The following is a 12999-nucleotide window of genomic DNA, read 5'->3' on the forward strand; positions in this document are numbered from 1 at the left end:
ATTTTTTTGAAAAGTGTCTTAATCAGCCATCGCCGGCTTTTTCAGTGCCCCACAAAGGTGCGGCCTCTTATTAATCGATGACACGGGAGCTCCGATCCATGGGACGACTGACCACACACGTACTGGACGCCGCGCACGGCTGCCCAGGCAGCGCCATCAAGGTTGAACTGTACCGCGTCGAAGGCGCGCAGCTGGAACTGGTTGCCAGCACCTTGACCAACAGCGATGGCCGATGCGACGCGCCGCTGCTGCAAGGTGATGACTACCGCAGTGGCGTCTATCAGCTGCAATTCAGCGCCGGGGATTACTACCGCGCCCGTGGCGTGCAATTGCCCCAGCCGGCGTTCCTGGATGTGGTGGTGCTGCGTTTTGGCATCAGCGCCGAACAGGATCACTACCACGTGCCCTTGCTGATTTCGCCCTACAGCTACTCCACCTATCGCGGTAGCTGAGTCGTCACCTGGCTTCACACCCCCAAATGCTCTTCGTTGGTTTCGCCCGCTCACACTGCGGGCTTTTTTTTGCCCGCAAAAAGGCGGGTCATGAGCCAATGCCAGCGAACAAGAGGAGCCATTGTGGGAGCTGTCGAGCCCCGGCGAGGCTGCGATAGCGTCGGCACAGCCAGCATTGATGTTGGCTGACCCACCGCTATCGCAGCCTCGCCGGGGCTCGACAGTTCCCACAGGGTTATGTGTTAGCCCTTGAGCAGCGACGCTGCCCCGGCGCTGCCAAACAGCCCGGCACTGAAGCGATTGAACCAGCTCTGGCCCTTACCGGTGCGCAGGTAGCGCGCGGCACCATGGGCACCCAGGCCATAGGCCAGCTTGCACAGCAGGTCCAGCACGGTCCAGGTGGCGATCATGATCAGCAGTTGTGGCAGGAACGGCTGCTGGCTGCTGAGAAACTGCGGCAGGAAGGCCGCAAAAAACAGAATGTCCTTGGGATTGCTGGCGCCCAGCACAAAAGCCCGGCCAAACAGTGCACGAAAACGTGGCACGGGCGCTGCCTCCGGCACCACGGCGCCCTGGGACGGCAGGCGCGATTGCTGCCAGCTCTGCCAGGCAAGGTAGAACAGGTACAGCGCACCGACGATCTTCAGCGCGCTGAACAACTGCTCCGACGCCAGCAACAGTGCGCCCAGGCCCAGGGCCGAGGCGCTCAACAGGCAGATCGAGGCAAACACCCCACCCAGAAACGCCGGATACGAACGGCGCAGGCCGTAGTTCAGGCTGTTGCTGATCATCAGCAGCGACAGCGGCCCCGGAATCAGGATCACGATCAAAGCAGCGCCGCTGAACAGCAGCCAGGTTTCCACGCTCATTACATTCCTCCATACATGCAAAAGCCCCACCCGCAGGTGAGGCGGTTTTCGCCAGCTTGCGCGTTACAGGAACACAAACTTGGCGATAAAAATCGCGCACAGCACCCACAGGCTGATAGAAATCTGCTGATACTTGCCCGTGCCGGCCTTGAGCGCCACGTAGGTGATAAAGCCCAGGGCGATGCCGTCGGCAACCGAGAAGGTCAGAGGCATCATGATTGCCGTGACAATCGCCGGAATGCTGTCGGTGGCGTCGTCCCACTCGATATGGGCCATGCCGCTCATCATCAGCATCGCCACATAAATCAACGCACCGGCCGTGGCATACGCAGGAATCATGCCCGCCAGCGGGGCGAAAAACATCGCCGCCACAAACAGCACGCCCACGGTCACGGCCGTCAACCCGGTGCGCCCGCCGGCCGCCACGCCGGCGGCGCTTTCCACATAACTGGTGACGGGGGGCACACCGACCACTGCGCCAAACACACTGGAGGCACTGTCGGCTTTCAAGGCCCGGGAGAGGTTTTCGATCTTGCCGTCGGCATTCACCAGGCCTGCGCGCTGGGCGACGCCCATCAGGGTGCCGGCGGTGTCGAACATGTGCACAAACAGGAAGGCGAACACCACGCTGATCATGCTGACGTTGAACACGCCCATCACGTCCATCGCCATCCAGGTCGGCGCCAGGCTCGGCGGGGCGGCAACGATGCCCTGGTAATGCACCAGGCCCAGGCCCCAGCCGGCCAGGGTGACGGTGATGATGCTGATCAGGATGGCGCCGAACACCCGGTGATAGCTGAGGATCGCGATCAGCAGGAAGCACACGGCCGCCAACAGCGGGGCCGGTTCATGCAGGGAGCCGAGCTTGATCAGGGTTGCGGGGCTGGCAACGATGATGCCGGCGGTTTTCAGGCCGATCACCCCCAGGAACAGGCCTACCCCCGCGCCCATGGCGTGGCGCAGGCTCACCGGAATGCTATTGAGCAGCCATTCGCGGATGCGCGACAGCGTCAGGATCATGAACAGCACGCCGGAGATAAATACCGCACCCAGCGCGGTCTCCCAGGTGTAGCCCATGGTGCCGACCACGGTGTAGGTAAAGAACGCATTCAAACCCATGCCCGGCGCCAGGCCTACAGGCCAGTTGGCATACAGGCCCATCAACAGGCAACCGAGGGCTGCGGCGATACAGGTCGCGACAAAGGCGGCGCCGTGGTCGATGCCGGCGTCGGCCATGATGTTGGGGTTGACGAAGATGATGTAGGCCATGGTGATGAATGTGGTGAGGCCGGCGATCAATTCGGTCTTCACTGTGGTGCCATGCAAGCTGAGTTTGAACAGGCGCTCCAGCCAGCCCTGTTTGGTGGTTGAAAGGTCGGGCGGACTGAGGTCCAGGGTCGGGGTGTCGGATTTATGGCTTTCCACAGCAAGTACTCCTCAAGAGTTTTATTGTTATTTCCAGCGCCGGACACATGAGTGGGCAGCGGCGCTTTGAGGTACCAGCGGGCTTTGTTGACCAGTAGGTCAGGAACTCGCACGAAGCGAATTATGCTTTTGTATACAAAGAAAGCAAATAATGTTTGCGATTATGTGTGCAAAAAAGATGAAAGGCCAATTTCAGGGCAGGGTCAGGGCCTTGTTCACCGCCAGCCAGCCATTCACGGCGTCCTCGCCGGCCTCGGCAAAGGCGCGCTGCAGCAGCTTGACTTGCTCACGACGCAGGGCGTGCTCGAAGCGCTGGCCTTCTTCGGTCAGGTGCAGCAGGCGCTTACGTTTGTCGGTGGTCGAGGCCGTGCTGTCGACCAGGTGCATTTCCTGCAATTGGCGCAGCGGCATATTCAGCGCTTGCTTGCTTACCCCCAGCAACTCCAACAGTTGCTTGACGCTCAAGGCGGGGTAGCGGGCGATAAAAAACACGATGCGCTGATGCACCCGGCTCAAGCCCCGGCGTTCGAGCATTTCGTCGGCCTTGGCGGTAAAGGCCTGGTAGCCGAAGAAGAACGCTTCCATGGCGGCTTGCTGCGAGGTCTGGTTTTTAAGGTCAAGCATATTGACGTATCTACCTGGGGCGTCGTAATTTCGGTCAACCAGTTTGACGTATTTTCCCCAGCCTTTGCTACCGGTGACCCTATGGCTTTCTCTGAACGTGTTTCGCGCCTTAAAAGCTCCTTGATCCGTGAGATCCTCGCGGCGGCCCAACGCCCGCAGGTGATGTCATTTGCCGGTGGCCTGCCAGCCGAAGCCATGCTGCCGGCGCTGGATTGGCAAGGCATGCCGCCTGCCATGGGCCAGTACGGCATGAGCGAAGGCGAGCCGCAATTGCGCGAATTGCTGGCGGCCGAGGCGCGGGCGCTGGGGGTGGCCTGTGATGCCAGCCAGGTCCTGGTGGTCAGCGGTTCGCAGCAAACCCTGGACCTGGCGGCCAAGCTGTATATCGACCGAGGAACGCAGATCCTGCTGGAAGGCCCGACCTACCTGGCCGCCTTGCAGATCTTCCAGCTGTTCGGTGCCGACTGCCTGAGCGTGGAGCTGGAAGCCGACGGCCCGCACCTGGCGGCGCTGCGCAGCAGCCTGGAACGTCATCGCCCGGCGTTCATCTACCTGATCCCGACCTTCCAGAACCCCTCGGCCGTGCGCTATAGCCAAGCCAAGCGCGATGCGGTGGCGGCGCTGCTCGATGAGTTCGGCGTGACCCTGATCGAAGACGAGCCCTATCGCGAGCTGACCTTCGACGGTGGCAGCGCGCGGCCGATTGTCAGCCAGTTGCGCAAGGCCAGTTGGATCTACACCGGCACCGTATCCAAAACCCTGCTCCCGGGATTGCGGGTCGGCTATCTGATCGCCAGCCCCGACCTGTTCCCCCCTCTGCTCAAGCTCAAGCAGTCGGCGGACCTGCACACCAACCGCGTTGGCCAGTGGCAGGCCATGCAGTGGATCGGCACCGAGCGCTACCAGCAGCACCTGGGGCAACTGCGCAGTTTTTATCGTGAGCGCCGCGATGGGTTCCAACTGGCGCTGACCCGGCATTTCCAGGACTTGGCCGACTGGCAAGTGCCCCAGGGTGGATTATTCTTCTGGCTGACCTTGAAACAGCCCCTGGATACCCGCACCTTGTTGGCACAAGCGCTGGACCAGGACGTGGCGTTCATGCCCGGTGAACCGTTCTTTGCCGAGCCGGACCAGCACCACGGGCACCTGCGGCTCAATTTCAGCCATATCGACCCGGCGCGCCTGGACGAAGGTCTCAAGCGTCTCGCGGCGGTGATCCGTCAAGCACAGCGCGCGCAAGCGGCATAAGGGGAGCTTCATGTACAAGGTTTATGGCGATTACCGCTCGGGCAACTGCTACAAGGTCAAGTTGATGCTCAACCTGCTCGGCATCGCGTATGAGTGGGTGAATGTCGATATCTTGAACGGCGACACACAGACCGCCGAGTTCCTGGCGAAGAACCCCAACGGCAAGATCCCGGTCCTGGAGCTCGAAGACGGCACCTGCCTGTGGGAATCCAACGCGATCCTCAACTTCCTCGCCGACGGCAGCGAATTCCTGCCCAGCGAACCGCGCCTGCGTACCCAAGTATTGCAGTGGCAGTTTTTCGAGCAGTACAGCCACGAGCCGTACATCGCGGTGGCACGGTTTATCCAGTTTTACCTGGGGCTGCCGGAAGATCGGCTGGAGGAATACAAGACCACCCACAAAGGCGGCTACAAGGCCCTGCGGGTCATGGAAAAACAGCTGCAAGCCACGCCATACCTGGTGGGCGACCAGTATTCGATCGCCGATATTGCGCTATATGCCTACACCCACGTGGCCCATGAGGGTGGTTTTGACCTGAGCCCTTATCCAGCCGTACAAGCCTGGCTTGCCCGCGTGGCCAGCCATCCGCGGCATGTGCCGATGCTCGACTGATAGGCGCGATTCCACTGTGGGAGCTGGCTTGCCTGCGATGGCGGCGTGTCAGTTGATGGATAGTTGACTGACACGCCGCCATCGCAGGCAAGCCAGCTCCCACAAGGGGTGATGCCTGCCTGTCAGATCGCGGCGAAGCGCTTGTCCAGGTAATCGATGATCACCTTGGAGTCATACATCCAGGTGGTCTGACCGTTTTCTTCGATACGCAGGCACGGCACCTTGATCTTGCCGCCTTGGGTAAGCAGCGTCTGGCGGTCTTGCTCGTTGTTCTTCGCATCCTTGAGCGCCACCGGCACATTGAGGCGGTGCAGGGTGCGGCGGGTCTTCACGCAGAACGGGCAGGCATGGAATTGATACAGGGTCAGGCCCTTGGCCGCTTCATTGACCTGCGCCTGTTGCTCGGCGGGGCGCTGTTTTTTCCGCGGGCGGGTAAGGAAGTCGCCCGCGATGATGACGTGGCCGAGGCCCACTCGAAGTGCTTTGACGAACATGGCTGAAACCTCTTGCCCATGACAGAAGGGGCCGCAGCTTACCTGATTTCTACAGGCGAAAAAAAACCGGCGATGAATGCCGGTTTTTTCTGACGCAGCCTGTTACTTGATCAGGCTGAGGAACTCGCTGCGGGTCGCCGCGTTTTCGCGGAACTCACCCAGCATCACCGAGGTGATCATCGACGAATTCTGTTTCTCCACACCGCGCATCATCATGCACATGTGCTTGGCCTCGATCACCACCGCAACGCCCAGGGCACCGGTCACCTGCTGGACCGCTTCGGCGATCTGGCGGCTGAGGTTTTCCTGGATCTGCAGGCGACGGGCATACATATCGACGATCCGCGCGACCTTCGACAGGCCCAGGACCTTGCCGCTGGGGATGTAGGCGACATGGGCCTTGCCGATGAACGGCAGCAGGTGGTGTTCGCACAGCGAGTACAACTCGATGTCCTTGACCAGCACCATTTCACTGTTGTCGGAGCTGAACAGGGCACCGTTGGTGACCTCTTCCAGTGTCTGCTCATAGCCGCGGCAAAGGTACTGCATGGCCTTGGCGGCACGTTTTGGCGTGTCGAGCAGGCCCTCGCGGGAAACGTCCTCGCCGATTTGGCCGAGGATCGCTGTGTAATTCTGTTCCAAAGTCACAGGGCGGTATTCCGTATGGGTTTCAGAGCGGTACGGTTTCTGCCTGTACCAATTTTGTACCATTCAGGCTTTGTTCAAGCTTCCCGAGCTCGCTCCAATCTTCGCTGGAGTTTATCCATCGGGCGTAAGTGGACAGCAGCATTTGCACGCTGTGACCAAGCTGATTTGCTATGAACCCGAGGTTCATGCCTGCCATTAGGCACATAGTAGCGTACGTGTGCCGACAGTTGTATTGCCGACGGCTTCGGATCTTCAATTCTACCAGAGCCGCCTGGAAGTGTTTGTCGGTCACGCTGGCCTGCTGGATGTACTCAAAGTTCCTGGTCGGCGGGAACACATACGGCGATTGCTTGTGCTGCCGGCGGCTCTGTTTGGCGCGCAGTGCGGCGACTTTCTCCGCTTCTTCTATAGCATTCAGGGCTCGACTGTTGAGCATCACCCGGCGCGATTCCCGGGTCTTGGTCCGCTCTTCGATCTTGTAGTCAGCAACAATTCTGCAGATATTGGCCACTCTGGCCTCTTTATCTACCTCACCCCAGCGCAACGCCGCTATCTCACCAGGCCGCATGCCGGTGTAAAACGCAAACTCAAAGTAGGCTGCGTACACCCGCATTGAACCGGTCAGCACCTGATACAGGTGCCCAATAACCCGATCTGCTTCCTCGACCGTAAACGGATCCACAGCCTTTTTTGCCTTCGTCGGCAGTTCAATTGAGTTTGCCGGGTTGCGCGTGAGCAGCTCATCCTTCACGGCCGTCTCAAGCAGTGTGGTAAGCCGCTGAATTGCTGACCGCTTGACGGTTGGCGACTTCCATTCTGTTTCGCTCACGATCTTTCTGAGCATCGGCGACGTGATTTGATCCATGGGGATCAGCGCCAGGTGGGGCATCCAGTAGAGGTTCAGCGAAATTCGGTAGTTTTTCCGGGTTCCGGTTACCACTTCCCGCCCATTTAGCCACGCCTGGGCATACTCCCCGAACAGTGGAGTGGCTGAATAAGTGGAGTATGTCGAGTTTGGGAACAGCTCGGCGTAACGCTGCTCGTCCATCACGCCGTGCTTAATCAGGCTGGTTACTGTAGCGCGAAGATCTGCGGCCGCTTTAATGCCCTTTGGCGTTTGGGGATAGGGGAGGGTTTCGCAGCGACGAAACTTCCAGGTGAAGCGAATCCGGACGGACTGTCCGGCAAGCTCAACGCCGGCGGGCATTCCCATTGGCTTTCTAGCCATTTCTCATATCTCCAAAAGCTATAGTAAATCTTCCCGTCATACTCATTCCAAACACCCCTGGGAATAACTCCCCGTTGACGCTTCCCTTCCAGGGCGCGTTTCGTGGTGCCAACGAGTAAGGCGAATTCCTTTTCCGGGATCTTGTCCTACCTGAGCGGTTCTTCCAGCTGTTCGGCTGCTGCCATGTCTACCTCCCGCCGCCCGCTGTAGGCCGCGCTGTCTTGATGATGTGGATGATGAAACCGAAGGTGAGCAGCGCCCAGGCGACGGAGCCGGCGAATGCTACGACCAGGGTTTGTTCGGTGCCGGTGGAGAGCAGCTCCGGCACCTGCCAGAAAAACCAGAAGGTGGACCCCGCCACGTACAACACGATGGCCGTCATGAGCAGGGTGAGTTTCGTTGCGTACATGGGGTGTCCTTGCCGCGCTGGGCGGCAGAAGTTGATAGCGAAGTGCCTCGATGGCGAAGGGTGCGAAAAAGAGCTACAAATACCGGTCAACTTGCTCATATGTCAGGGAGGGCGCGTGTCACACAATCTCGATGTTCCAGTCGTTCACGCCTATCGGGGGCATACGTTGTTTCTCAAGTTCGAATGGAGGCGGCCAAACGATGACGTACCCGCACTTGCGAGAATCATCGAGCCGGCAGCCGTTGCTGGGTTGGGCGAAGTCGCCGCCGAGCTGACGGGTCCATGGCCGGACTATCCGGCGGCACTGGGTGACGCAATGGCAGCAGCGGAGCGATGGATCGACAGCCAGTTACCGTGAGTTCGCTCACCGGCAGGCATGTAGGGGGATTGGGGTTAGGGCAGGGGTTTGTGAGAAAGCGCATGCGCTAGGTGGCGCGCGTAGGTAGAGACGGCTCGCCAGTAGGCGGCCATCGGGCCTTTGCGGCGCTTCCAGGAGTTCTCCGCCTCGGTGTTGGCTTGGTCGCGCAGTTCGCGCATTACGGCTTCAATCCGCGCCCTATCTTCTGCTGGTAGATCCAGAAGGGCGCGGCCAGATGGCAACTTTAAGAGTGGGTTGATGTAGCCCATAGGGTCACCTTTTCGAAGTAGAACACCACCGGCGCGCCAGTCTCGGCGATCAGTCCGTAGGACTTGGCCAGGCGATAGATGGGGTGGTAGCTGTTGAGGGAGTTGACGTGCCCGGCGATCCAAGTCCGCCAGCCTTCCAGGGTTTGGCCACCCTTGCTGATGTTGCAGGGCGCGCAGGCCGGCATCATGTTCTCCAGCACGTCATGCTCAGGACGCAGGGGCTTTCCTGATACCAGCTTCCAGGTGCCGGCGGCGGTCTTCTTGGACAGCAGCTCACGGACAACCGGGGCCAGGTGGTCGGCGTGCCACCGGTCGCCCAGCAGTACCCCGCAGTAGGCGCAGTGCCCGCCGTACTTCAGACGCACTTGCTCGCGCTCAGCTTTCTTCAGGCGCATAGGTATCCTTGCCGCTATAGTGGCTGACTTTGAAGGGGGGGCGAGGGTGGTGGATTAGCAGGGCTACTAAGTTAAGCCCTGCTTGATCAGTGGGTCATTCAGAATAAACTGATTAGCCATTCTACACAGGGAACTGCGGCGAGACGTATTATTGCTAGGGCTGAGGCCACAATCGCTAGCCAAGATATTGCTTTGTTGTGTTTCTCAAAAAAATTTCTGATTTTAAATTCTACTCTTTCTTTGTTTGTGACCCACTCTCTCCCGTTGAAAAATGTCAAATAGAAATCAATATAGTGTACGCCGCTTTTAATTTTTTTCTTTGTGCTAAGTATATAAGTGAAGGGTGGGTTTTTATAATGCATTTCGGTAATTACCGAGTTGATTCTTTCGCTGGCATCAACAAATATTGTGCTCTTACCCCAGTGTGGTGGATGCACTCCTTCTAAGGCCATGCGAAAGCCACTACCTTCGATACGTTGTTCGATGCTGCCCCATACAATATGTTGTTCGTTTTCTGTTGCTAGACTGCATCTGACTAGCGAAGTTTCGGAGCTGAAGATATCGGAAGATATATAACACTGGATTTTCGCGCCGCTAATTTCTCCGTAGCCACTAATATATTGTTCGAACGTGAGTGTTGCTCCAGCGTTAATTACGGTTTCGCTTATTAACGTTGCAATTCTATAAGAGCCTGGCGCTTCCGAATTTGCATGCAATCTAGGGCTTTTCATTTTTTCAAAGTTGAATGTTCTGCTTGGGGTGACCATGGGCTCAGGCATGACAATTCCTTTATTTGGACAAGGCTACGGATGGAAAGCTGAACGTGCCGAACCTTATAAGTTACACCGGATGATTGGAGGTGTCGCATGACAGATCATGGGCATTCACAACCGTCATGCCGAGGTGCTGGGCAATCAGGACTTCGAGCTGGGCGCCCTTCGATTCTTGCCCGCCGGGCAGGGTGGCCACGGTGTCGCAGTCCATCATGGCGGCAATGTCGCGGCGCATGCAGTCGTTCCAGGTGCCGCCGTCGGGGTTGAGTTCGGCGGGGTTGGTGACGGTGTGGCCGCCGGCGCGCAGGTTGGTGGTCATGGCGTGGAAGGCGGCGAAGTTGAGGCCGGGCAGGCCGGTCATGGGGCCGCTGAGGTAGATGCGTTTCATGCGGCCTCCTTGAGCGGCCGGAAGACGCACTTGCACTCGTCAAAATGGGCAATCACCTTGCCTGCTGCGTCGAAGTACTTCACGTTCCAGGTTGGGTGGCAGTTGTGCGTGTGCTTGCCGTACTGCAGCTGGTTGGCGAACTGAACGTCCAGATTGGCTGAGCCGTTCATCCCGACGATTGTCCCGAGGTCGCCATCCACCTCGACCATCATGCCCAGTTTGGCGAACTCGATGCCGCGACAGCGGATCATGCTGTCGACGAACTGCTGGGCCTTGGTTTTCTTGGGGGTGCGTTTTTCTGTAGGCATGGGGAGTCCTTGCCGGGCCATGCCCGGGCGGTGGAGTGGGGGAGTTACTTCTTCTGGAAGGTCTTGGTCAGTGCTGCGTTGACGCTGTTGCCACGCTTCAACACGACACGGGCGAGTGCTGCCCGGTCCTTCTCGCTGTGGCTGGCCTGGCTGAGCAGGCCGAAGTAGCTGTTGGCGGTCTCCCGTAGATCCTCCGCGGGGGCGGCAGCGGTGCGCTTAAGTGCCTGAGCCAGTGACCGCTTGCGGGTGGTACGCCGCCAGGGCTTGATGACGTGCCCAACGAAGTCGACGCCGCGATCTACGGGCTGCAGGATCGTCTTCGTGGGGTTCAGCTTCGCGCCGAGCCGGGGAAGGAACGCTTCCACCTGTGCCAGCCACTGGTTTAGCTGCTGCGGCGACTCATGCAGGAACACGAAGTCATCGACGTAGCGGATGTAGTGCTTGGCGCGCAGCTGGTGCTTTGCGAACTGGTCCAGGGCGTCGAGGTAGATGTTGGCGAAGAACTGCGACGACAGGTTGCCGATCGGTAGCCCCAGGCGCGCGGGCTGAGCGACCAGCCGCTTGTGCTGCGGCACCCGGTTGAACAGGTGCGCCGGACTGCAGGTCTCGTAATCCTCGCGCGGGTCGTGCATGAGGATCTGCGTGGCCAGGGCCAGCCACCAGGGTTCGGTGATCCTGGCCTCCAGCTGCTTGCGCAGCACAGCCTTGTCGATGGCGACGAAGAAGTTGGCCAGGTCGCACTTCAGATAGAAGACGGGCTTCGACCAGTTCTCGCTGGCGCTCCGGATCTTCGATTCAAGACGCTTGGCCGCGTAAAGCGTGCCGCGCCCTGGAATGCATGCGCAACTGTCCGCTATGAAGCTGGCGTAGAAGCGCGGTGCCACATGGTTGTACAGCAGGTGGTGGACGACGCGGTCCCGAAAGGCTGCTGCCCACACCTCGCGGGCTTTCGGTCGGGTGACCACGAAACAGATAGATCGGCCTGGCCGGTAAGTGCCGGCAATCAGGTCGTTGTACAGCTCGAATAGATTCAGCTCCAGTTCCTGCTCGAACCGTCTGGCGCTCGCCGTGTTGCGCTTGCGTCGTCGGCAGTCGTAATACGCTTGAACCAGATCCTCGAACTGTAAGGGTGCAACACTGGAATCTGCGGACAGGGCGCACGCTGCGCTCGTTGTTCTTGTTGTCGTTGTTCTGGTTGCCATCGCTAAAGTCCATGTTGTAGGCGTTGTTGGCTGAGAACTGCGACCTGCCGTGCTATCTACATCGCCCCGCCGAAGGCATGCCGATCAGCGGGGAAACTGCGCCGGACCTTCGCGGACGCTTTAGACCGTAGGTATCCGTGGGTGCGCATGGCGGTGGCCAAGTGGCCAGCGGCACGACCAGATTCAGCGCACAGAAGAGAGGGCCTTGACCCTCAAGTAGCGGGCGCGGTTGCGGAACTTCTTTTCCAGGCATTTGCCTGCTTGCCCACCGATGCGGTGAGCTTCATGACCTTTGCGTGCTGCGGGATGCTCATGAACTGCATGCTCACCATCGCTCGCAGCAACTGGTTGATGACCTGAATACTTCCCAGCAGCGTATTCAGGTCAGGACGCTTATCGCGGGCCATGTTTGCTCTACCTATCATCCTGAGAACCTCAAGGCACTCGTCCAGAATCTTGACGCCGACCAACTGCTTCAAATCGCGCGGAATGTTCCGCACCAATTGAATCGCGACGCCAAGCAGTTCCTCGGCTGATTTGTGGATTTCCAGATCCGTGTGCATGGCCATGCGAAGTCCCTTAAAGCGAGTCGCTGCCGCGACTTAATTGAATGAATGGATTACTGAATTAATTCTCTGCGGACAGGGCGCACGCTGCGCTCGGTGAGCTTGTCGTCGCCGAACTGGTAGCCATCGCTAAAGTCCATGTGGAAGGCGTAGTAGGCTGAGAACTGCGTGCTCGACACGTACCAGCTGGCACCAAAGGCCTCCTTGCCACCCTCCTGGAAGGCCGCCAGTGACGTTTGCCCAGGGCTGGATTCGGTGTAGGGGTAGCCGGCCGGAACGCTAGATGGGTTGTCGCCGTCGCGCCACGTGCAGTAGTTATCCTGTGCGGTTGGCTTCATGTGGCGATACTGCAACTCCTGCACATCCCGCGCCGGGATGCCCCAGTCTGCCTGCTCACCGATTACCAGGGCGACGACCCGTTGAGCCAGCTCGCTACCAGCGGCGGCGTATGCCTCGGTATTGCTGCGGCTGTCGGCATAGCTGCGGGCGCCGGCAACATCGACGCCGTAGCAGCCAATGACACCGCGAAGCTCGAAAGCCTTTGGAGCTTGGATATTTCGGTACAGCTTGCCATCTTCCTGGGTAATGCCGATGAAGTGTCCACCGCCATAGACCTGACCAATTACGAGTTCGAGTTGCGCAGTAGCTGCCAATGCGTTCATGGGTGCTTCCTATTTTTGAGGCAACAAAAAAGGCGCTTGTGCGCCCGGTGTTGTTGATGGCCTGTCGG

Annotated in this window: 19 protein-coding genes; 4 read left to right on the top strand and 15 right to left on the bottom strand. The window is 59.1% G+C overall.

The window, feature by feature from the left end; genetic code table 11:
* Nucleotides 1-98: 98 nt before the first annotated feature.
* Complete coding sequence (gene uraH, locus HBO12_RS16560; protein WP_057440709.1) at nt 99-452, top strand: hydroxyisourate hydrolase; 354 nt, start codon at nt 99-101, stop codon at nt 450-452.
* A 242-nt stretch (nt 453-694) separates the two neighbouring features.
* Here uraH and HBO12_RS16565 read toward each other — a convergent pair whose 3' ends face one another.
* The 3 genes from HBO12_RS16565 to HBO12_RS16575 form a co-directional block, all read right to left on the bottom strand.
* A complete protein-coding gene (locus tag HBO12_RS16565; protein ID WP_169952818.1) occupies nt 695-1321 on the bottom strand; it encodes a LysE family translocator in 627 nt (208 codons plus the stop codon).
* Between the two features lie 63 nt (nt 1322-1384).
* Nucleotides 1385-2716, bottom strand: a complete 1332-nt coding sequence (locus HBO12_RS16570) for an NCS2 family permease (RefSeq protein WP_178123767.1) — start codon at nt 2714-2716, stop codon at nt 1385-1387.
* Between the two features lie 222 nt (nt 2717-2938).
* Entirely contained in the window at nt 2939-3370 is a 432-nt protein-coding gene (locus HBO12_RS16575) for a MarR family winged helix-turn-helix transcriptional regulator (RefSeq protein WP_169952812.1), read from the bottom strand.
* 81 nt (nt 3371-3451) lie between these two features.
* Here HBO12_RS16575 and HBO12_RS16580 point away from each other — a divergent pair, with 81 nt between their 5' ends.
* Complete coding sequence (locus HBO12_RS16580) at nt 3452-4618, top strand: aminotransferase-like domain-containing protein (RefSeq protein ID WP_170042686.1); 1167 nt, start codon at nt 3452-3454, stop codon at nt 4616-4618.
* A gap of 10 nt (nt 4619-4628) precedes the next feature.
* Nucleotides 4629-5231 (top strand): glutathione S-transferase family protein, encoded by a 603-nt coding sequence (locus HBO12_RS16585; protein WP_038447277.1) that lies wholly within the window; start codon nt 4629-4631, stop codon nt 5229-5231.
* A 122-nt stretch (nt 5232-5353) separates the two neighbouring features.
* Here the strand turns inward: HBO12_RS16585 and HBO12_RS16590 are convergent, their stop codons facing one another.
* The 4 genes from HBO12_RS16590 to HBO12_RS16605 all read right to left on the bottom strand — a co-directional run bounded on the left by HBO12_RS16590 (nt 5354) and on the right by HBO12_RS16605 (nt 8010).
* On the bottom strand, nt 5354-5725 hold the full coding sequence (locus tag HBO12_RS16590; RefSeq protein WP_029300369.1) for a glutathione S-transferase N-terminal domain-containing protein: 372 nt from the start codon (nt 5723-5725) through the stop codon (nt 5354-5356).
* A gap of 102 nt (nt 5726-5827) precedes the next feature.
* Entirely contained in the window at nt 5828-6373 is a 546-nt protein-coding gene (gene folE, locus HBO12_RS16595; RefSeq protein ID WP_029300367.1) for a GTP cyclohydrolase I FolE, read from the bottom strand.
* 22 nt (nt 6374-6395) lie between these two features.
* Nucleotides 6396-7601 carry a tyrosine-type recombinase/integrase gene (locus HBO12_RS16600; RefSeq protein ID WP_170042687.1) on the bottom strand — a complete coding sequence of 402 codons (1206 nt, stop codon included), beginning with the start codon at nt 7599-7601 and terminating at the stop codon, nt 6396-6398.
* A 187-nt stretch (nt 7602-7788) separates the two neighbouring features.
* Complete coding sequence (locus HBO12_RS16605; protein WP_170042688.1) at nt 7789-8010, bottom strand: hypothetical protein; 222 nt, start codon at nt 8008-8010, stop codon at nt 7789-7791.
* 115 nt (nt 8011-8125) lie between these two features.
* Between HBO12_RS16605 and HBO12_RS16610 the strand changes: the two genes are divergently transcribed.
* The gene (locus HBO12_RS16610) at nt 8126-8368 is read left to right on the top strand and encodes a hypothetical protein (RefSeq protein ID WP_170042689.1); all 243 of its coding nucleotides are present in this window, start codon (nt 8126-8128) and stop codon (nt 8366-8368) included.
* A 35-nt stretch (nt 8369-8403) separates the two neighbouring features.
* On the opposite strand, the gene HBO12_RS16615 is transcribed toward HBO12_RS16610, so the two are convergent.
* From HBO12_RS16615 to HBO12_RS16650, 8 genes are all read right to left on the bottom strand, one after another.
* The gene (locus HBO12_RS16615) at nt 8404-8637 is read right to left on the bottom strand and encodes a hypothetical protein (protein ID WP_170042690.1); all 234 of its coding nucleotides are present in this window, start codon (nt 8635-8637) and stop codon (nt 8404-8406) included.
* The gene (locus tag HBO12_RS16620) at nt 8613-9032 is read right to left on the bottom strand and encodes an HNH endonuclease (RefSeq protein ID WP_170042691.1); all 420 of its coding nucleotides are present in this window, start codon (nt 9030-9032) and stop codon (nt 8613-8615) included. The genes HBO12_RS16615 and HBO12_RS16620 overlap by 25 nt, the downstream gene beginning before the upstream one ends.
* Before the next feature lie 98 nt (nt 9033-9130).
* Nucleotides 9131-9811: a hypothetical protein gene (locus tag HBO12_RS16625; RefSeq protein WP_170042692.1), complete on the bottom strand. Its 681-nt coding sequence runs from the start codon at nt 9809-9811 to the stop codon at nt 9131-9133.
* Between the two features lie 61 nt (nt 9812-9872).
* Nucleotides 9873-10193: a DUF4406 domain-containing protein gene (locus tag HBO12_RS16630; protein ID WP_170042693.1), complete on the bottom strand. Its 321-nt coding sequence runs from the start codon at nt 10191-10193 to the stop codon at nt 9873-9875.
* Entirely contained in the window at nt 10190-10501 is a 312-nt protein-coding gene (locus HBO12_RS16635) for a hypothetical protein (protein WP_154906926.1), read from the bottom strand. The genes HBO12_RS16630 and HBO12_RS16635 overlap by 4 nt, the downstream gene beginning before the upstream one ends.
* Nucleotides 10502-10545: 44 nt before the next feature.
* Entirely contained in the window at nt 10546-11703 is a 1158-nt protein-coding gene (locus HBO12_RS16640) for an RNA-directed DNA polymerase (RefSeq protein WP_262377003.1), read from the bottom strand.
* Nucleotides 11704-11915: 212 nt separating this feature from the next.
* Entirely contained in the window at nt 11916-12272 is a 357-nt protein-coding gene (locus HBO12_RS16645; protein ID WP_170042694.1) for a four helix bundle protein, read from the bottom strand.
* A 50-nt stretch (nt 12273-12322) separates the two neighbouring features.
* Nucleotides 12323-12931, bottom strand: a complete 609-nt coding sequence (locus tag HBO12_RS16650; protein WP_170042695.1) for an Lcl C-terminal domain-containing protein — start codon at nt 12929-12931, stop codon at nt 12323-12325.
* Nucleotides 12932-12999: the final 68 nt, after the last annotated feature.

This window comes from Pseudomonas sp. WS 5059 (genome assembly GCF_012985525.1).
Taxonomy (GTDB): domain Bacteria; phylum Pseudomonadota; class Gammaproteobacteria; order Pseudomonadales; family Pseudomonadaceae; genus Aquipseudomonas.

What these genes read in the sequence shown, in the direction of transcription:
- uraH (WP_057440709.1), top strand. Translation starts at nt 99, where the DNA reads ATGGGACGACTGACCACACACGTACTGGACGCCGCGCACGGCTGCCCA.
- HBO12_RS16565 (WP_169952818.1), bottom strand. Translation starts at nt 1,321, where the DNA reads ATGAGCGTGGAAACCTGGCTGCTGTTCAGCGGCGCTGCTTTGATCGTG.
- HBO12_RS16575 (WP_169952812.1), bottom strand. Translation starts at nt 3,370, where the DNA reads ATGCTTGACCTTAAAAACCAGACCTCGCAGCAAGCCGCCATGGAAGCG.
- HBO12_RS16580 (WP_170042686.1), top strand. Translation starts at nt 3,452, where the DNA reads ATGGCTTTCTCTGAACGTGTTTCGCGCCTTAAAAGCTCCTTGATCCGT.
- HBO12_RS16585 (WP_038447277.1), top strand. Translation starts at nt 4,629, where the DNA reads ATGTACAAGGTTTATGGCGATTACCGCTCGGGCAACTGCTACAAGGTC.
- HBO12_RS16590 (WP_029300369.1), bottom strand. Translation starts at nt 5,725, where the DNA reads ATGTTCGTCAAAGCACTTCGAGTGGGCCTCGGCCACGTCATCATCGCG.
- HBO12_RS16600 (WP_170042687.1), bottom strand. Translation starts at nt 7,601, where the DNA reads ATGGCTAGAAAGCCAATGGGAATGCCCGCCGGCGTTGAGCTTGCCGGA.
- HBO12_RS16605 (WP_170042688.1), bottom strand. Translation starts at nt 8,010, where the DNA reads ATGTACGCAACGAAACTCACCCTGCTCATGACGGCCATCGTGTTGTAC.
- HBO12_RS16615 (WP_170042690.1), bottom strand. Translation starts at nt 8,637, where the DNA reads ATGGGCTACATCAACCCACTCTTAAAGTTGCCATCTGGCCGCGCCCTT.
- HBO12_RS16620 (WP_170042691.1), bottom strand. Translation starts at nt 9,032, where the DNA reads ATGCGCCTGAAGAAAGCTGAGCGCGAGCAAGTGCGTCTGAAGTACGGC.
- HBO12_RS16625 (WP_170042692.1), bottom strand. Translation starts at nt 9,811, where the DNA reads ATGCCTGAGCCCATGGTCACCCCAAGCAGAACATTCAACTTTGAAAAA.
- HBO12_RS16630 (WP_170042693.1), bottom strand. Translation starts at nt 10,193, where the DNA reads ATGAAACGCATCTACCTCAGCGGCCCCATGACCGGCCTGCCCGGCCTC.
- HBO12_RS16635 (WP_154906926.1), bottom strand. Translation starts at nt 10,501, where the DNA reads ATGCCTACAGAAAAACGCACCCCCAAGAAAACCAAGGCCCAGCAGTTC.
- HBO12_RS16640 (WP_262377003.1), bottom strand. Translation starts at nt 11,703, where the DNA reads ATGGCAACCAGAACAACGACAACAAGAACAACGAGCGCAGCGTGCGCC.
- HBO12_RS16645 (WP_170042694.1), bottom strand. Translation starts at nt 12,272, where the DNA reads ATGGCCATGCACACGGATCTGGAAATCCACAAATCAGCCGAGGAACTG.
- HBO12_RS16650 (WP_170042695.1), bottom strand. Translation starts at nt 12,931, where the DNA reads ATGAACGCATTGGCAGCTACTGCGCAACTCGAACTCGTAATTGGTCAG.